Consider the following 17,182-nt stretch of genomic DNA (forward strand, 5'->3'; position numbering starts at 1 on the left):
CCTGTCTTGAAATGGGTGTAAGGAGCAGCGCGACGCCTTCAGATGGCGATCTTCCACAAGCGGGATTCATCGAACAGCAGCACGGCGTTTTCCGGCTCCAGTGGGGGCACCTGCAACGGCACGCCGGCACTGGGCAGCCGTGGCACCGCTCCCAGCAAGCGTTGCGTATACGGGTGCTGTGGCGACTCGAACAACTGCTCGACCGGCGCGTGCTCGACCACCTGGCCATGGCGCATCACCAGCACCTCGTCGCTGACATGGCGGATGACGCCCAGATCATGGGAAATGAACAGGTAGGCCAGGCCCAGCTCGGCTTGCAGATCAGCGAGCAGATCCAGCACCTGGGCCTGTACCGAGACATCCAGTGCCGATACCGGCTCGTCGCAGACGATGACCTTGGGGTTGCTGGCAATGGCGCGGGCAATCGCCACCCGCTGGCGCTGGCCACCGGACAACTGCAGGGGCCGACGCGCGGCCAGCTCGGCAGGCAGGCGCACCTGTTGCAGCAGGCGGCGGATGTGCGGCGCTTGTTCGGCGGTGACGACGCCGGCCACGTCCAGCGCATCGGCAAGAATCTGCCCGACGTTCCAGCGCGGGTCGAACGAACTGAGCGGGTCCTGATAGATCACGCTGATGTCACGCCGCAGCGCTCGGCGCTGGCTTTCGGCGACCCGTGCGTCGGCGCTGCCGTTCCACGGCTGATCGAGGAAACGCACCTGGCCATCGTCTGTCTCGAGCAGCCCCAGGGCCATGCGCGCCACGGTGGTCTTGCCCGAACCGGATTCGCCGACAATGCCCAGGGTCTGGCCGGCACGCAGTTCGAAATCGACGCCGTCGACCACCTGGCGTACCTGTTGATCAGGCCCTACGTAGCGCTTGCCCAGGCCACGGGCGTGTAACAGCACCGGCTGATCGAGGCACGGCGTGCGGGCGATCGTGGCGGTACGCTCACCTGGGCTGAGCCGAGTGCCACGCGCATGCTCGGCCGGCACCGCATCGAGCAGGCTGCGCGTGTAGGGATGGCGCGGCGCGGTCAGCACCTGATGCATGCTGCCCTGCTCCACCACTTCACCGTGCTGCAGCACCAGTACCTCGTCGGCCAATTGCGCCACCACCGCCAGATCGTGACTGATGATCAGCAACGAACTGCCTTGGGCTTTGATCTCCTGCAGTACCCCGAGAATCTGCGCCTGGACGGTAGCGTCCAGTGCGGTGGTCGGCTCGTCGGCGATCACCAGCCCAGGATCCGGGGCCAGGGCGCTGGCGATCAACGCACGCTGGCGCAGGCCGCCGGACAACTCGCCAGAGCGCTGGCGGGCACGCAAGGCCGGTTCCGGTACGCCGACCCGTTCCAGCAGTTGCAGCACCCGCCCGGCACAGGAGGCACGGTCGCCCCAACCATGGGTCTGCAATACTTCGAGAATTTCCTTGCCGACCGGCCGCAGCGGGTCGAGCGAAACCAAGGCATCCTGCAGAACGAAGCCGATGTCCTTGCCGCGCACCCGACGCCACTGGCGGTCGCTCAAGGCCAGCAGGTCGAGATCGCCGTATTGCAGGCGCCGTGCCCGCACCTGCGCGCCCTCCCCGGCCAGGCCGATCAGGCTGCGCGCAGTGACGCTCTTGCCCGATCCGGATTCGCCGACCAAGGCCAGGGTCTTGCCCGGCGGCAAGGTGAACGACAGGTTACGCACCACACTCTGCCCGGCGAACTCGACGCTCAGGCCTTCGACGATCAGCGTCTTGTGGCTCATGTCAGGCGACCCTCCAGGCGTTGTTGCAGATAGCGACCGGCAACGGTGGTCGACAAGGTGGTGAGAACGATGAAGAGCCCGGGGAAAAACGTCAGCCACCAGGCGTTGGCAATGAAGTCGCGGCCCATCGACAGCATGGTGCCCCACTCCGGCGTCGGCGGCCGCGCGCCCAGGCCGAGGAAGCTCAACGCCGAGGCCCAGACGATGGCCTGACCGACGCCCATGGTCAGGGTCACGATCAGTGGGCGCATGGCGTTGGGCAGCAGCTGTCGCCGGATGATGCGGCGAGTCGGGTGGCCCAGGGCGCGCGCCGCTTCGATGTAGCCGGCGTTGCGCACCGCCAGCACCTGGCCACGGACCATCCGCGCATACCCGGGCGCCGCGCCCAGGCCAGTGGCGATGATCAGCGGCCCGATACCGCTGCCGAAAATGGCCACGAACAGCAACGCCAGCACCAGGCTGGGAAAGGCGAACAGCACTTCCAGCAACCAGCCCACGCCGCGGTCGGTGCGCAGCCCGCCCAGGCCGCCCAGCAGACCGAGGGCAATGGCGATGCTCATCGCCAGGGCCGTCGCGGCCAGGCCAACGAACAGCGACAGGCGCGCGCCGTGAATCACCCGTGAATAGATGTCGCGACCGGACTGGTCGGTACCGAACCAATGCGCCCACCCAGGTGGATGAAAGGCGTCGCGCGGGACGATGGCCAGCGGGTCGCCGTGAGCGAACAGCTGCGGTACCAGCGCGGCCACGATCACCAGCGCCAGGAAGGCGATGGCTAGACTTGCGCCCCAGCGGATTCGTAGAGGTCGACGTTGGCTGCGCAGCGGCCGCGCCGGGCTTTCGAGGGTCAGATCGCTCATGCCAGGGTTTCCTTCTGCCGTGGGTCGATCCACTGGTACACCAGGTCGACGAGAATGTTGGCCAGCACGTAACCGGCGGCTACCACCAGGCTGATGCCGATGGTCAACGGCAAGTCTTGAAGCTGCACCGCCTGATACAACTGACGGCCCAGCCCCCTGCGCGAGAAGATCACTTCGATCACCACGGCACCGCTGATCAGCGCGCCGATCGCCCAGCCCGACAGTGACACCCCCGGCAAGACGGCATGGCGCAGCGCGTGCTTGAAGCGCACTGCCGCGTCGCTCAGGCCACGGGTGCGCGCGGTCAGCACGAAGGGTTGCTCCAGGGTCAGCTCGAGGGATTCGCGGGTGACCTGGCCGATGAACCCGGCCAGCGGTACCGCCAGTGCGATCGTCGGCAGCACCAGGGTCCGCCAGCCGTCGCTGCCTGCCGGTGGGAACAGGCGCAGGCCGAAGGCGAACACCGCCAGCAGCACGATGCCCAGCCAGAAATGCGGAAGGGCCGCACACAGGGTTTCAGCCAGGGACGCCAGGCGCCCGACCCAGCTGCGGCGACCTGCGCTGAACACGGTCAGGGCCAGCACCAGCAGCCACGCCAGCAGCAGCGCGCTGAGCGTCAGTTCCAGGGTTGCCCCGGCCTGCTCGGCCAGTACCCGCGTGACCGGCATGTGCTGGGAGTAGGAAACGCCCAGATCGCCCTGCACCAGGCGCAGCAGATACAGCCCGTACTGGACCGCCAGGGGCCGGTCCAGGCCGTACTCGCGGGTGACCTCGGCGATGGTTTCCGGGGTCGGGTTGCCGCTGGGTCCACCCAGAATGGCTTGCACTGGATCGCCCGGCATCAGCCGCAGGGCGAAGAAGGTCAGCGTCGCGACCGCCCATAACACCAGCAGTCCACCGCCCAGGCGCACGGCCGCGCGGCGGCCCAGGCGAAGCAAACGCTGGCGGCGCGGGTCCGGCGGCGCGACGGTTACGCGTGTCGTGGTCATTTGTTCACCCAGGCGTCATAGAGGTAGGTCACGGCCAGCGAGGGTTCCAGACGAACCCCCTGGGTCGTCTTGTAGATGCCCAGCCGAGTGCTTTGCGGGTAGGTGGTCAGTTGCAGGTAGTGGCTGGAGGCAACGGCTTGCGCCTGGCGGTACAACGCCTGGCGTTGGCTGGCGTCCTGAGTGGCCAGTGCCTGTTGCACCAGATCGTCGAACTGCGGATCGCTGAAGCCTGCGGTGTTCTGGTGATAGCCGCCGACACCCGCAGGTTGGATGAACGCGCTGCTGAAGATGATCCGCAGCACGTCGGCGGTGTTGGTATTCCAGTAGCCGACGCGGATGTCGTAATCCCAATCGGCCTGGCGCTTGGTCGCCTGCACATCGCTCATCTGCTCCATGATCAGTTCGATGCCGGCCTGCCGCGTGGTGGCCTGAACCTGCTCCCACAAGGTGAATTCCGATGGCGGCGTGCGGTTGCCGAGGATCACCCTCACCTGCAGGCGCTTGCCGTCCTTGAGGCGATAGCCGTCCTCGTCGCGACCGGTCCAGCCGGCTTCGTCGAGCAGTTGTGCCGCACGTGCCGGATGGTAATCCTGGGCGTGTTCGAAGTCGGGGCTGTAGAAGCGCGTGGCGTTGCTCAGCGGACCACCGGCGCGGGGAAACTCGCCGAAGTAGACGCTTTTCAAGGCACCTTCGATGTCGGCGCTGCGCACGAAGGCCTCGCGCACCTTGATATCGTTGAACGGCGCACGGCGGATGTTCAGGGTGCCGTTGGTGGGGTTGCCGGGGCGCTGGGCAATGATCAGTTGCAGGTCCGGGTTGCGCCGCGCCGCTTCGTGGGATTCGGGTGGCAGCGCTTCGATCACGTCCACTTCACCGGCCTGCAGCGACGCGAAACGCACGGACGGCTCCTGGATGAACTTCCAGACGATGCGCTCCAGATACGCGGGCCCCTGGTGCCGGGCCGTGGGCGGCGCCGAGTTGTACTGCGGGTTGCGTTCAAGCACGACCTGGCTTTGACGGTCCCAGCGCACCACCTTGAAGGGGCCGGTGCCTACCGGGCTTTCGCAGTTCACATCACGCGAGCGCAGTAGCGCTTCGGGGGATTCGATGCCGAGAAAACCTTGCGCCAGCACTTCCAGGAATGCCGCGTAGGGTGTGGCCAGGTGCACTTGGGCGGTGTAGCCGTCGAGGACATCGGTGCGCTGGTATTGACGGATGTAGCCGCCCGCGGTGCTCGACTGGGTCTTGGGGTTGGCCATGTGGTCGAGGTTGGCCTTCACCGCCGCGGCGTTGAACGGCGTGCCGTCGGTGAAGCGCACGTCGTCGCGCAGGTGGAAGGTGTAGGTCAGGCCGTCGGGAGAGATCTCCCAGCTTTTCGCCAGCCATGGCCCGATATGACCTTCGGCATCCATCGACACCAGTGAATCGAGGACTTGCTGGGCGAGAAACACTTGCGGCATGTCGCCGGCTACATGTGGGTCCAGGCAGGTCGGCTCGCGGTCGGTGGCATAGATCAACGTGCCGCCGCTGACGGGGGTGTCGGTGCGTGCGGCATTGGTGAGATGGTTGTCGCAACCGCCCAGCAGCAAGCTGACGGCCAACAGGCTGGCCCACGCGATGCCTGCGGGGGGTGTTGCGGGGGAACGCGAATGAATGTCTGGCATGGGTCGGGTTGCGCCTTGTGTCGATGCTGAAGCTCACAAGGGGTGATTGCACAAGCCATGCCGACTGCTCCGCCCCGTTGTTGCGGGGCTTTCCAGCGCTGTGTGAATGAAGGGACGAGGCATTTTGTTGAATGGGTGTTGCCTGGCAGACAGTTGCTGTGCCGGAGCCTTTGGAGTGCTGGATTATTTGATTTGACTACCGTCGGAAAAAGCCGCTGTCGCGAGCGGCTTCATACATACCTCGCGACAACCCGCCAATGCTCAAGGGGTTTTGCGGTGTAATATATTCACCACCACTCAACGCCGAGGTTGCCATGACCGGTATATCGCTGAACCTTCCGGAAGATCTGTCCAACTCTCTTTCGGACCTTGCCAAGAGCCATGGCCAGAGCGCGAGCTATCTAGCCATGGACGTCCTTCGCGACTACATCGAACATGAAAAAACACTGACAGCGCAAATCGAGCAGGCGGTAAAGGAAGCCGACAACGGCAAATTTGCCGATGAGGAACGAGTAGCGGCCATGCGTGCCCGGCGTTGGAGTCGGAATGAGGGTTGAATGGCTGGAAAAGGCCCTCAAGAACCTAGAGGACGAAGCCAACTACATTGCGTTGGAAAATCCGAAAGCTGCAGATGATTTCGCAGATGCAATCTTCGCAAGTGTTGATAAACTCGCGCAGTTTCCTACGATGGGACGCGAGGGTCGGGTCAAACACACACGCGAGTGGGCGGTTCCGAACTGGTCCTATCTGATTCCGTACCGGATTTGTGGCGATCGCCTGCAGATCCTCGGGATCTTCCACACAAGGCAGCGGCCACGCTCCAACTGGTGACGTGCACGACCTTGGCGAGGGCAATCCTGAATGCCCTCGCTGTGCAATAGCTTCAGCAGGCACATAACTCGCCCCACACACCGCTATTCTGCGGCGAATCACGATCAGGCTAAGCCGATGCGACTTCTTCGTCGTACGCGTTCTGTGCCTGGCGGCTCCATAGGCGGAAGTACTGGCCCTGCTTTGCCAGCAGGTCATCGTGGGAGCCGTCTTCGATGATACGGCCGTCCTCGAACACCAGGATGCGGTCCAGGTGGGCGACGGTCGAGAGCCGGTGGGCCACGACGATCACGGTCTTGTCCTGCATGATTTCGTCGAGTTTCTCCTGAATGAAACGCTCGGTGATCGAGTCCAGCGCCGAGGTCGCCTCGTCCATCACCAGGATCGGTGCGTTCTTGAGCAGCACGCGGGCGATGGCGATCCGTTGGCGCTGGCCGCCGGAAAGCTTCACACCGCGTTCGCCGACCAGCGAATCCGCGCCCTGGTCCATGCCGTCGATGAACGCGCTGGCGCCGGCGCGGTGGATGGCTTGTGCCAATTCCTGCGGGCTGGCATCCAGCCGTCCGTAGTTGATGTTTTCGGCAATGCTGCGGTGAAACAGGCCCGGCTCCTGAGGAATCAGACCGATCTGCTGATGCAGCGAATGCTGGGTCACGCTGCGCACATCCTGGCCGTCGATCAACACCTGGCCCTGATTGACGTCGTACAGGCGCAATAGCAGATTGAGCAGCGACGACTTGCCCGAACCGGACGTGCCGACCAAACCCACCCGCTGTCCCGCCGGGATCGACAACTGCAGGTGTTCGAACACCGGTTTCTGCGGCGAATAGCCGAAGCTCACATCGCGGAACTCGATGGCGCCGCGCACGGCGGCGAGCGGCTGTGCATCGGGCTCATCCACCACTTCATGGGGGCGGATCAGGGTGCGCACGCCGTTGGCGATATTGCCGGTGGCCTCGAAGAAGTCCAGGAAACGCCGCGACAGGTTGGCCACGTCGGTGATGATCAACAGCGACAGGCTGGTAGCCATCACGAAGGTCGCGATGTCGATGCTGCCCAGGCGCCACAGGTACAGGGCGATCAGCAGCATGCCGACCTTCAGCGACAACCCGCAGATCGACTGGAACCAGCGAATCTTCTCCATGTAGCCAAACGAACGGCCTGCGGCTTTCAGCTCGCGGTCCAGGTAATCGCCCAGGTAGCGATGCTCGAACGAGTGCCGGGCGAACAGGCGAATGTTGGTCAGGTTGGACACCGCATCCACCACCTTGCCGTTGCTGGTACTGCGCGCCGCCGAGTATTGCTGGGACAACGGATGGCTGCGCTTGGCCAGGAAATAGCACACGGCAATGAACGACACCGACCAGCCGAACATGAACAGCGCCAGCCAGACCGAGGCCGTGGCCAGTACCGCCACGGCGAGCGTCAGGGTGACCAGCAACGGAATCAGGTCGAACAGCAACAGCGCCAGCGCCTGGCCTACGCCCATGGAGACTTCGGAGATCTTGTGCGCCAGGGCGCCGGCGAATTCGCTGCTGACGAAGCGATGGGAGTTACGCTGCAGGTAAGCGTAAACCGCATGGGTCACGGTGCGTCGCTGCAGCGGCAGCACCCGGATGTGCGCACCGGTGGCGCCACGGGTGCACAGCATTTCCAGCAGCAACAGGCCGGCGAACAGCAGCAGAGGTTGGCTCAATGTCTGCCAGTCGAGGGTCGCCGCGCTGGCGTGGCTCACCACCCGGGTGATCTGCCCCAGCACCCAGGGCACCAGCACCGTGCAGGTGACCGCCACGACCTGCAAAAGGAGAATCGCCAGGTACCAACCGCGGAAATGGCCGACGAAGAAGCGGGCAAAGGCAAAGGGCGTGTCCGGCAGCGACTGGATGTTCCAGCTGCGCAGGGCGTGTTGACGATCCTTGTACGAGGGTTTCAAACGATAGTCTCCAAGTGTCAGCGGCGCGAGCCGCGTCCGGGATGTTGCGTTTCTACTGGTGCACCGCGTATGCCGCCGACGCGGCTTGCGCCGCTGCTACAGAGGAACGCGCAAACCGTGTAGCAGCGGCGCGAGCCGCGTCCGGGGTGTTCGTTCAGATCGCCAGGGGCAGATAGGTGAGCGCGCGCAAGGCGCCGGTCTGCAAGGTCGGTACGGCGCTGAGCAGGGCTTGGGTGTAAGGGTGTTGCGGCCGGTCGAGGACCTGGCGCACTGCGCCCGCCTCCACCACTTCGCCGTCCTTCATCACCAGCACATGGTCGCTAACGTGGTTGATCACCCCCAGATCATGGGAAATGAACAGGCACGCCAGCCCCAGCCGGTGTTTGAGATCGTCGAGCAATTGCAGAATCTGCGCCTGCACCGACACATCCAGCGCCGACACCGGCTCGTCGCACACCAGAATCTGTGGCTCGGCCGCCAGCGCGCGGGCGATCGCAACGCGTTGACGCTGCCCGCCGGACAATTCGATGGGCCGCCGATCGAGCACCGCAGCATCCATTTTCACCAGCGCCAGCAAGCGCTCGGCCCGAGCGTCCCAGGTCGCCCGTGGATGCCCCGCCACTTGCAGCGCTTCGAACAAGACCCGTTGCACGGTATAGCGCGGATCGAACGAGCCGAGTGGATCCTGGAACACCACCTGAATGCTGTGCCGGACCCGAGCTTGCTGGGCGTTGTCCAGATCGGACCAGCGCTGGCCGTCGATCCACACGTCGCCGCTGTCGGGACGCTCCAGCCCCAGGATCATCCGCGTCAGGGTGGTCTTGCCCGAACCGGACTCGCCGACGATACCCAGCGTACGACCGCGCTCCAGGCGCAGCGAAACATCCGCCACCACCGTGCGCACACGCCCGTCCGGGCCTTGGAAAGACTTGCTCAGGTGCTCGGCTCGCAGCAGGACTTCACCGGCTGCAGGCGTCGCAGCGGCCGCGGCCGAGTCGCCGTAGGCGCGGCGGAAATGCACCGCGGTACCGGCTGCCAACAGGCTCTGGGTATAGGGATGGCGAGGGTCGCGCAGAATCTGATCGACGCTACCCTGCTCCACGATCACCCCGCGGTACATCACTGCTATGCGCGTGGCCAGGCGCGCGACTACCGCCAGGTCATGGCTGACGATGAGCATGGCGGTGTCCTCGCCGCGCAGCGATTCGAGCAGGCTCATGACCTGCGCCTGAACGGTCGCGTCCAGCGCCGTGGTGGGTTCGTCGGCGATCAGCAAGCGGGGGTTGCAGGCGATGGCCGAGGCAATCAACGCGCGCTGGCGCAGCCCTCCCGACAACTGGCCCGGATGCTGGCGTGCGCGCAGTTCGGGCTCGGGAACGCCGACCGAACGCAACAGCTCGATGACACGCAACTCGCGCTGCCGGCGCTTCATCTCGGTGTGCAGGCGCAACGGCTCGGCGATTTCCTGACCGACTCGCCGCAGCGGGTCAAGCGCCCCCAACGCATCCTGCATGACGAAACCCAACTGGGCACCGCGCAACTGCAACCAGTCCTTTTCGCGAAACGTGCGCAGATCACGCCCGGCGAACGACAAGCGCCGGGCCTGCACTTCGGAATGCGCGCCGGTAAGTCCGGCCAAGGTACGCGAGGTGACGCTCTTGCCCGAGCCGGACTCGCCCACCAGCGCCAGGCATTCGCCGGCGGCCAGCTGAAAACTGATGCCGCGGATCACCGGTTGCGCGTGGGCGCTGAACGCCACGTGCAGGTCTTGCACGTCGAGCAGCGGCTGCGGCGGATTGACGATGGCATTCATAAGCGCTTTCCTTCGCTGCGACGCAGCAGTTCACGGCCAATGGCGGTGATGGAGATGACGGTAAAGGTGATCGCCAGCGCCGGCCACGCCACCAGCCACCACGCGTTGGCGAGAAAGTTGCGGCCGATGGCGAGCATGGTGCCCCACTCCGGCGCGGGCGGCGGCGCGCCGAAACCCAGGAAGCTCAAGGCCGCCCCAGCGGTGATGTTGCCGCCGATGCCGATGGTGGCCAGGATCAGGATCGGCTTGATCGCATTGGGCAGCACGTGTCGCCAGATCACCGCCGCGCGACCCAGGCCCAGCGTCGTCGCCGCTTCCACGTAGCCAGCACCGCGCACCACCTGGGTTTGCGCACGCACCAGGCGGGCGTAGCGCGGCACGCTGGCGATCCCGACGGCAATGATCAGGTTCAACGTGCCCTGGCCGAAAAAGGTGATGATCACCAAGGCCAGCAACAGATCCGGAAACGCCAGCAGCACGTCCACCGCACGCATCACTGCGGCGTCGAGCCAGCGCGGCCCCAGGCCTGCAACCAGGCCAAGCAAGGTGCCCAGCGCCAAACCCATGGCCGTGGCCGCCAAGCCCAGCAGCAGCGACGGACGCACGCCATGGATCAGGCGGCTGAGGACGTCGCGGCCGTTTTCGTCGGTGCCCAACCAGTACACGGCGTCGGGCGCTCGGTACGCATGGCGTGCCACAGCGTCGAGTGGATCGACCGTGGTCAGCAGGCCTGGGGCGATGGCTGCCACGATCAGCAGCAGAACGAACGCGCCGGCCAGTACCAGTCCCGGCCGCAGCCGGGTGCGCGCCCGAGGGTGATCGATGCCTGCGTCCAGCGTGCCTGCGGGTACCGGACCCAGCACCGTGAGTGATGAGCTGATTGCCATGGCGATTCTCCGTAGGGCTGGTACCGATCAAGGCGCCGGGTTGGGGGTCGCGCGATGGATCTCGGCGATCTTGTCCAGCAGGGTCGGGGTGAACTCGATGTCCAGCGCACTGAAGTTGTCCTGCAACTGCGCTTCGCTGGTCTGCCCGGTCAGCACGCTGCTGACGAACGGCTGCCGGGCGACGAAGCCCAGCGCCAATTGCGCAGGGGTGTAGCCATAGTCATTGGCCAACTGCACGTAGGCAGTGATGGCGCGGCTGGCCGACTCGCTGTCGTAGCGGTTGAAGGTGCGATACACCGACGTCAGCCGCGAGCCCTGTGGTCGCGCGCCGTTCAGGTATTTGCCGGTAAGCGTGCCGAATGCCAGCGGCGAATAGGCCAGCAGCCCTACCCCTTCGCGATGGCTGAACTCCGACAGCCCGCCTTCGTACAGTCGGTTCAACAGGCTGTAGGGGTTCTGCACGCTGGCGATGCGCGGCAGCCCGCGCTGCTCGGCCTGCTGCAGAAAGCGCGCAACGCCCCAAGGGGTCTCGTTCGACACACCGATGTGACGGATCTTGCCGGCCTTGACCAGTTCACCGAGCACCTCCAGGGTCTCTTCGATGGCGACGCTGCCATTGTCCTCGACGTACGGGTATTCACGCTGGCCGAAGATGTTGGTGGTGCGATCGGGCCAATGCAGTTGGTAGAGGTCCAGATAATCGGTCTGCAGGCGCTTGAGACTGCCGTCCAGTGCTGCGGTGATGTTGGCGCGGTCGTGGCGGGTCAGGCCGTCACGGATATGCCCGCCGGTGCCCGGCTGGCGCGGTGGGCCGATGATCTTGCTGGCCAGCACGATGTCGGCGCGGCGCCCGCTGCGCTGCAGCCAGGTGCCGATGAAGCGCTCGGTGCTGCCCCAGGTTTCGGCATGGGTCGGGGTGGGGTACATCTCTGCGGTGTCGATCAGATTGACGCCGTGCGCCAGGGCCAGGTCCAGTTGCCGATGGGCGTCCTGCTCGCTGTTCTGATGCCCCCAGGTCATGGTGCCCAGGCCCAGCAGGCTGACGTTGAGATCGGTATTGCCAAGGGTGCGATATTTCATGGTTCGAATCGGTCCGTTGCGGGCATGAAAGGTTCAGGCGCTGCGTGCGTACTGGCTGGCCGGATACGGCAGGCCCAGGTGATCGCGCAGGGTGTGGCCGCTGTACTCGTGGCGGAAAACACCGCGCTGGCGCAGCAGCGGCACCACCTCATCGACGAAGATTTCGACGCCGGACGGAAACATGTCCGGCATGATGTTGAAGCCATCGGCAGCACCGGCCAGGAACCAATGCTCGAGGGTGTCGGCGACCTGCTCCGGGGTGCCGACCAGCAAGCGGTGGCCGACCAGAATGCGCCGCGACAATTGGCGAATGCTCAGGTTTTCCCGGCGCGCCAGGTTCAGCTGGGCTTCGAGAAACCCGTGCGAGCCGCGCTCGAAGGATGCCACCGGGCCGATCCTGTCCCAGGGCAACGGCGCATCGGGGTCCAGCTCGGCGACGCTCAACCCCACCCGCGCGGCCACCTGATACAGCAGCCCTTCTTCGCCGTAGAAATCGTTGAGGCGATCGAAACGTGCATGGGCTTCGGCCTCGGTGCTGCCGATCACCGTCGACAGCCCTGGCATGATCTTCAGGTGCGCCGGGTTGCGCCCCCATTGCCGGGCGCGGTGTTTCATCTCCTGATAGAAGCCCTGGCCGTCTTCCAGGGTGGTCTGGGTGGTGAAGATCGCATCGGCATAACGCGAGCCCAGCGCCTTGCCACCTTCGGACGAGCCGGCCTGCACCAGCACCGGCCGGCCCTGGGGCGAGCGCGGCAGGTTGAGCGGCCCCTTGACCGAAAAGTGTTTGCCGACGAAATCGGGCGTGTGTACCTTGGCCGGATCGGCGAAACGGCCGCTGACGGCATCGCCGATGATGGCGTCGTCCTCCCAGCTGTCCCACAGCTTGAGGGTGATGTCGATGAACTCGTCGGCGCGTGCATAGCGGTCCACGTGCAGCGGCGCACCGGCCAGGCCAAAGTTCTGCGCGGCGGCATCGCCAGCGTTGGTCACCACGTTCCACGCCGCTCGGCCGCCGCTGATATGGTCCAGCGAAGAGAAACGCCGGGCCAGGTTGAACGGGTCGTTATAGGTGCTCGATGCCGTGGCAATCACGCCGATGCGTTGCGTAGCCAGGGCCACGGCCGTCAGCAGTACCGTGGGCTCGAGGCGCCCAGCCGGGTGCTGCGCCACGTCGCCGCCCAATGCCGGACCGTCGGCGAGGAAGATCGCGTCCAGCGTGCCACGCTCGGAGATGCGCGCGATGTTGCAGTAGTACTCGGCATCCAGGTAGGCATTGGCCGGCACCTCGCCCATTCGCCAGGCGGCGGAGTGCGAGCCGAAGCCGAGGATGTTCATGCCGATGCTCATTTGCGGTTTGGGGCTCATGGCGGTTCCTTGAAGGCGGTTCAGACGGCGCTGGCTTCGTCGTGCAGAGCAGCGACCGGTTCGGATCGGGCGGCGGCGTGCTCGGCCTGCGAAGCGCGCCAGGCGGCATTCGGGCTGATGCCGTTGAGGTAGTAGTTGCCCAGCGCCCGTTCGCGGTAGATCGCCGGGTTGTGCGAGGCCAGCGTGCGCGCGTTGCGCCAGTGCCGGTCCAAGCGCCGCGACTGGCTGGTGGCCGATGCACCGCCCACCTCGAACAACAACGTGGTGGCTTCCAGTACCTGCTCCAGAACGATCTGCTGGGCTTGAAAGGCGCGCACCTCGGCCTCGGTGTAGTGGGCTTCACTGGCCTGCCCGGCGCGTTCGGCTTCGTGGACGTTCTGCAGCACCTGCGCCACCGCCAGTACCTGGGTCTGCGCGGCATAGGCCAGGCTCGACAGGCGGCCGACGACACGCTGCACCAGTGGATCGTCCTTGGGACTGGACTGGCCCGGCACACCGAAGGCACGGGTCCGGCCCTGGACGAACTCGCTGGCGTCGCGCAGCACCGCGCGGGCAATGCCGGCCAATGTCGCCAGGTGAAACAGCTGATAGAAGGCAGAAATATAGGACTCGGGACGCTGCTCGCCGGCCGCATAGCGACGCAACACGTACTCGGACGGCACCGGGACATTGTCGAAACGCGTGGTGCCGCTGCCCGACAGGCGCTGGCCGAAACCGTCCCAATCGTCGTCGCGGCTCACGCCTGGCGCGGTGGTGGGCACCGAGACGCTGACGAAGTCTTCACCGGTCAGCGCCGACACGGCGATCCAGTCGGCGTACAGGGTGCCGGTGCAGTAGAACTTCTTGCCGTCCAGGCGCCAGCGCTGCTCACTTTCGGCCGTCAGGGTCACGCTCTGTTTGCTGGTGTCGGTGCGCTCGGCCATGGCCGCGCCCCACAGGTCACCGGCCACCACCTTGGCCAGCCAGTACGCCTGCGACTCGGCTTCATCGCGGGACAGGCGGCCTTCGACGAAGCCGAAATGCGCGCGCAGGATATGCGGCAGGTTGGAGTCCGCCTCGGCCAGCTCGATCAATAGCTCGAACAACTGCGGCAGGGTGGCGCCCGCGCCGCCCTGCTCGCTTGGCACACGCAAGGCACCAAAACCGGCCTCGCGCAGCCAGCTCACCGCTTCGAAGGCCAGTTCGCGCTGCTGTTCGCGGGCCAGTGCAGTCTCCTCGATGCGCGTGAAGATTGGCGCAAAGGGGGCCCGCAGGCGGGCATAGTCGGGGGCCAGCGGGAAACCGCCGGTACGCTGTTCAACACTCATGGTCTTTTCCTTGCGTCATCGGGCCGCCTGGCAGCCGTGAAAGTTCGGGTCATGCGGGCTTCACTCGCGGGTCGATCCAGTGGTTCACCAGGTCCACCACCAGGTTCACCGCCACATAGATCGCCGCTGCCAACAGGGTGATGCCCAGCACCATGGGCACGTCCTTGGCATTGGCCGCATCGAGCATCAGCCGGCCGATGCCCTGGCGGGAGAACAGCAGCTCCACCACCACCGCCCCGCCGAGCAGGCTGGCGAAGACGAAACCGGCCAGGGTCACCAGCGGCACCAGGGCATGGCGCAAGGCGTGGCGCAGGCGCACACCGGTTTCGGACATGCCGCGGGCGCGGGCCATGGCAATGAAAGGCTGGTCGAGAATGTCTTCCAGCTCCTGGCGCAACACCTGGGTCAGTACGGCGGCAATCGGCAGGGCCAGCGCCAGGGTCGGCAGGATCAACGACTGCCAGCTACCCGACCCCGAAGGCGGCAGCACGTGCCAGTGAAAGGCGAACACCAGCAGCAGGAGAATGCCGATGACGAACGAGGGCGCCGACGACAACACCAGCTCAGATCCCGATACCAGCGAGCGCACCCATGGGCTGCGCTTGGCCGTGGTGATCGCACTGATGACCGACAGGATCACGGCTACCAGCGCCGCGCAGATCGACAGCTGCACGGTGGCGCCGATCTGTGCGCCGATAGCCCGGGTGACCGGAATGCGCAGACGGTAGGACTCGCCCAGATCGCCTTGAGCCAAGCGAGCGATATAGTGGCCGTACTGCACGATCAGCGGCTGATCGAGGCCGTATTCGGCGCGTACCCGCACGATCATCTCTGGGGTCGGCATGGATTCCGGACCGCCGAGAATGGCCAGTGCAGGGTCACCGGCACTCAGGTTGATGGCCAGAAAAGTCAGGGTCGCGGCTCCCCAGAGGACGCCGATACCAGCCAGCAGGCGCCAGAGCACCTTGCGCAGAGCAGTGTTCATTTCGCCTCCGTTTGCAGCCACAGGCTGGGCAGAAAGACCGTGTTGTGCGAGGTGTCGAAAATCACCCCGGCAAGGCGGTTCGAGTAGGCGACCAGCACATGGCTCTCGAACGACGGCACCACCGGCACCAGTTCGGCCAGGCGTTGCTGGGCCTTGCTGTACAGCCGTTCGAGACGAGCCGGGTCGTGGCTGCGTCGGGCTGCGGCCAACAGTCGATCCAGTTCGGCATCGCGAAAACGCCCGCCGTTCTGGCCGATACGTTTTTCCGAAGTGATGGAATCGCTGTGGTAAAGGATGTACAGACCGTCCGGGGTGTTGGTGTGCCAGTAACCACCGCCCATGACCTGGAAGTTGCCGGCATAACGGCGGTCGGTAACCTGGGCCAGCGGCAGCAGTTCGATGCGCAACTCGAAACCGAGCTTCTTCAGGTCCGCCTGAATCGCCACCGCAACACTGCTGGAGAAGCTCGCGCTTTCGGTTGCCAGCAGGGTCGCGCCCAGCCGCTCACCGTTGCGGGTGCGGTACCCCTGCGCGTCGCGCTCTGTCCAGCCGGCGTCGTCGAGCGAGGCGTTGGCGGCCTTGACGTCGTAGGCCAGCACATCCTTGTACGTGGGGTCGTAGTAGCGCGTATTGGCGGCGAGAAAATCCGCCTTCACCCGGTATTCGCCGAACCCGATGATCCAGGCCAGGCCCTCGCGGTCGATGCCCTTGGCTACCGCGCGACGTACCCGCACGTCATCGAACGGCGCCTTTTCGACGTTGAACGTCAGGCTGCGAAACGGGTTGCCCTTGCGAATGCGGCTGCGCAGGGTCAGGTCGGTGGAGGCGCGAATGGCCTTGGCGTTCTGCGGCGGCGCGTCCAGCGTCAGGTCCGACTGCCCAGCCTGGAGTGAGGTAAAGCGGATCATCGCCTCGGGCACGAAGCTGAGCTCGATGCGATCCAGGTAGGCCTCGCCTCGATGGCGAGTCACCGGTGGCGACCAGTCGTAGCCGGGGCGACGGGTGAACACCGCACCCTGGTCGCGGGTATAGCTCTGCAGCACGAACGGCCCGGAGCCGACGGGGTGCTCGGCGATCGACTTGGGTGCTTCTAGGATCTGCTTCGGCGAAATCATCCCCAGCCAGGACTGCGCCAGCACGTCGAGAAACGGCGAATAGGGTTCGCGCAAAGTCGCCTGGAAGGTGTACTCGTCGATCACCCGACCCTGGTCATACGGCGCGATATAGGCTGCCGCCAAGGGCGACTTGGTCGCGGGATCGCGCATGTGTTCCAGGTTGATCTTCACCGCCTGGGCATTGAATTTCTCCCCGTCGCTGAAGGTCACGCCCTCGCGCAGGTGAAAGGTGTAGGTCCTGCCGTCTTCGGACACTTCCCAGGATTTCGCCAGCCAGGGCGAGACCCTGCCCTCCTCGTCCTGGTAAACCAGGCAGTCGTACAGCACTCGCCCCAACCACTGCACGTTGCCATGGGAAATCGCATGGACGTCGAAGGTGCCGGTGTCGGCGGCCGTGGTCACGCGCAGCGTCCCGCCGCGCTTGCCGGGTTCCTCTTCGTGGTAGTCGGAGGCGGGGTAGCTGATCAGATCGCCATTGACGATGCCGTCGGTGCTCGGTGCCTGCGCCACCGGCGTGGCTGGCGCATCGGCAGCGGGCGAACAGGCCGAGAGCGTGAACAGCACGCCGATCAAGGCGCAGCCGAAGAAGGTCGAGGTCATGG

The 17,182-nt window shown here is 65.4% G+C and carries 14 protein-coding genes; 2 read left to right on the forward strand and 12 right to left on the reverse strand.

The window, feature by feature from the left end:
* Positions 1-38 precede the first annotated feature (38 nt).
* From IFT76_RS18720 to IFT76_RS18735, 4 genes are read right to left on the reverse strand one after another with little or no spacing between them, the layout of a single operon-like run.
* Entirely contained in the window at positions 39-1,751 is a 1,713-nt protein-coding gene (locus tag IFT76_RS18720; RefSeq protein ID WP_192059756.1) for a dipeptide ABC transporter ATP-binding protein, read from the reverse strand.
* Complete coding sequence (locus IFT76_RS18725; protein ID WP_192059758.1) at positions 1,748-2,611, reverse strand: ABC transporter permease; 864 nt, start codon at positions 2,609-2,611, stop codon at positions 1,748-1,750. Before IFT76_RS18725 ends, IFT76_RS18720 begins: the two co-directional genes overlap by 4 nt.
* A complete protein-coding gene (locus IFT76_RS18730) occupies positions 2,608-3,600 on the reverse strand; it encodes an ABC transporter permease (protein WP_122477640.1) in 993 nt (330 codons plus the stop codon). The genes IFT76_RS18725 and IFT76_RS18730 overlap by 4 nt, the downstream gene beginning before the upstream one ends.
* Complete coding sequence (locus IFT76_RS18735) at positions 3,597-5,264, reverse strand: ABC transporter substrate-binding protein (RefSeq protein ID WP_192059761.1); 1,668 nt, start codon at positions 5,262-5,264, stop codon at positions 3,597-3,599. The genes IFT76_RS18730 and IFT76_RS18735 overlap by 4 nt, the downstream gene beginning before the upstream one ends.
* Positions 5,265-5,578: 314 nt before the next feature.
* Here IFT76_RS18735 and IFT76_RS18740 point away from each other — a divergent pair, with 314 nt between their 5' ends.
* Both IFT76_RS18740 and IFT76_RS18745 read left to right on the forward strand, forming a co-directional pair.
* On the forward strand, positions 5,579-5,821 hold the full coding sequence (locus IFT76_RS18740) for a CopG family ribbon-helix-helix protein (protein ID WP_122477637.1): 243 nt from the start codon (positions 5,579-5,581) through the stop codon (positions 5,819-5,821).
* On the forward strand, positions 5,811-6,095 hold the full coding sequence (locus IFT76_RS18745; protein WP_122477635.1) for a type II toxin-antitoxin system RelE/ParE family toxin: 285 nt from the start codon (positions 5,811-5,813) through the stop codon (positions 6,093-6,095). The genes IFT76_RS18740 and IFT76_RS18745 overlap by 11 nt, the downstream gene beginning before the upstream one ends.
* Positions 6,096-6,204: 109 nt before the next feature.
* On the opposite strand, the gene IFT76_RS18750 is transcribed toward IFT76_RS18745, so the two are convergent.
* The 8 genes from IFT76_RS18750 to IFT76_RS18785 form a co-directional block, all read right to left on the reverse strand.
* Positions 6,205-8,028: an ABC transporter ATP-binding protein gene (locus IFT76_RS18750; protein WP_244647978.1), complete on the reverse strand. Its 1,824-nt coding sequence runs from the start codon at positions 8,026-8,028 to the stop codon at positions 6,205-6,207.
* Between the two features lie 154 nt (positions 8,029-8,182).
* The gene (locus tag IFT76_RS18755; RefSeq protein WP_192059762.1) at positions 8,183-9,841 is read right to left on the reverse strand and encodes a dipeptide ABC transporter ATP-binding protein; all 1,659 of its coding nucleotides are present in this window, start codon (positions 9,839-9,841) and stop codon (positions 8,183-8,185) included.
* Positions 9,838-10,728: an ABC transporter permease gene (locus IFT76_RS18760; protein WP_192059764.1), complete on the reverse strand. Its 891-nt coding sequence runs from the start codon at positions 10,726-10,728 to the stop codon at positions 9,838-9,840. The genes IFT76_RS18755 and IFT76_RS18760 overlap by 4 nt, the downstream gene beginning before the upstream one ends.
* A gap of 27 nt (positions 10,729-10,755) precedes the next feature.
* The gene (locus tag IFT76_RS18765) at positions 10,756-11,808 is read right to left on the reverse strand and encodes an NADP(H)-dependent aldo-keto reductase (RefSeq protein ID WP_122477630.1); all 1,053 of its coding nucleotides are present in this window, start codon (positions 11,806-11,808) and stop codon (positions 10,756-10,758) included.
* 33 nt (positions 11,809-11,841) lie between these two features.
* Positions 11,842-13,173, reverse strand: coding sequence for an LLM class flavin-dependent oxidoreductase (locus tag IFT76_RS18770; RefSeq protein WP_122477628.1), 1,332 nt, complete (start codon positions 13,171-13,173; stop codon positions 11,842-11,844).
* A gap of 20 nt (positions 13,174-13,193) precedes the next feature.
* Positions 13,194-14,480, reverse strand: a complete 1,287-nt coding sequence (locus IFT76_RS18775; RefSeq protein WP_192059765.1) for an acyl-CoA dehydrogenase family protein — start codon at positions 14,478-14,480, stop codon at positions 13,194-13,196.
* Between the two features lie 49 nt (positions 14,481-14,529).
* The gene (locus IFT76_RS18780) at positions 14,530-15,465 is read right to left on the reverse strand and encodes an ABC transporter permease (RefSeq protein WP_122477624.1); all 936 of its coding nucleotides are present in this window, start codon (positions 15,463-15,465) and stop codon (positions 14,530-14,532) included.
* Positions 15,462-17,180, reverse strand: a complete 1,719-nt coding sequence (locus IFT76_RS18785) for an ABC transporter substrate-binding protein (RefSeq protein ID WP_192059767.1) — start codon at positions 17,178-17,180, stop codon at positions 15,462-15,464. Before IFT76_RS18785 ends, IFT76_RS18780 begins: the two co-directional genes overlap by 4 nt.
* Between the last annotated feature and the right edge of the window lie 2 nt (positions 17,181-17,182).

Origin of the sequence: Pseudomonas sp. CFBP 13727 (assembly GCF_014841915.1) — a bacterium.
GTDB lineage: Bacteria > Pseudomonadota > Gammaproteobacteria > Pseudomonadales > Pseudomonadaceae > Aquipseudomonas > Aquipseudomonas baltica.

What these genes read in the sequence shown, in the direction of transcription:
- IFT76_RS18720 (WP_192059756.1), bottom strand. Translation starts at nt 1,751, where the DNA reads ATGAGCCACAAGACGCTGATCGTCGAAGGCCTGAGCGTCGAGTTCGCC.
- IFT76_RS18725 (WP_192059758.1), bottom strand. Translation starts at nt 2,611, where the DNA reads ATGAGCGATCTGACCCTCGAAAGCCCGGCGCGGCCGCTGCGCAGCCAA.
- IFT76_RS18730 (WP_122477640.1), bottom strand. Translation starts at nt 3,600, where the DNA reads ATGACCACGACACGCGTAACCGTCGCGCCGCCGGACCCGCGCCGCCAG.
- IFT76_RS18735 (WP_192059761.1), bottom strand. Translation starts at nt 5,264, where the DNA reads ATGCCAGACATTCATTCGCGTTCCCCCGCAACACCCCCCGCAGGCATC.
- IFT76_RS18740 (WP_122477637.1), top strand. Translation starts at nt 5,579, where the DNA reads ATGACCGGTATATCGCTGAACCTTCCGGAAGATCTGTCCAACTCTCTT.
- IFT76_RS18745 (WP_122477635.1), top strand. Translation starts at nt 5,811, where the DNA reads ATGAGGGTTGAATGGCTGGAAAAGGCCCTCAAGAACCTAGAGGACGAA.
- IFT76_RS18755 (WP_192059762.1), bottom strand. Translation starts at nt 9,841, where the DNA reads ATGAATGCCATCGTCAATCCGCCGCAGCCGCTGCTCGACGTGCAAGAC.
- IFT76_RS18760 (WP_192059764.1), bottom strand. Translation starts at nt 10,728, where the DNA reads ATGGCAATCAGCTCATCACTCACGGTGCTGGGTCCGGTACCCGCAGGC.
- IFT76_RS18765 (WP_122477630.1), bottom strand. Translation starts at nt 11,808, where the DNA reads ATGAAATATCGCACCCTTGGCAATACCGATCTCAACGTCAGCCTGCTG.
- IFT76_RS18770 (WP_122477628.1), bottom strand. Translation starts at nt 13,173, where the DNA reads ATGAGCCCCAAACCGCAAATGAGCATCGGCATGAACATCCTCGGCTTC.
- IFT76_RS18775 (WP_192059765.1), bottom strand. Translation starts at nt 14,480, where the DNA reads ATGAGTGTTGAACAGCGTACCGGCGGTTTCCCGCTGGCCCCCGACTAT.
- IFT76_RS18780 (WP_122477624.1), bottom strand. Translation starts at nt 15,465, where the DNA reads ATGAACACTGCTCTGCGCAAGGTGCTCTGGCGCCTGCTGGCTGGTATC.
- IFT76_RS18785 (WP_192059767.1), bottom strand. Translation starts at nt 17,180, where the DNA reads ATGACCTCGACCTTCTTCGGCTGCGCCTTGATCGGCGTGCTGTTCACG.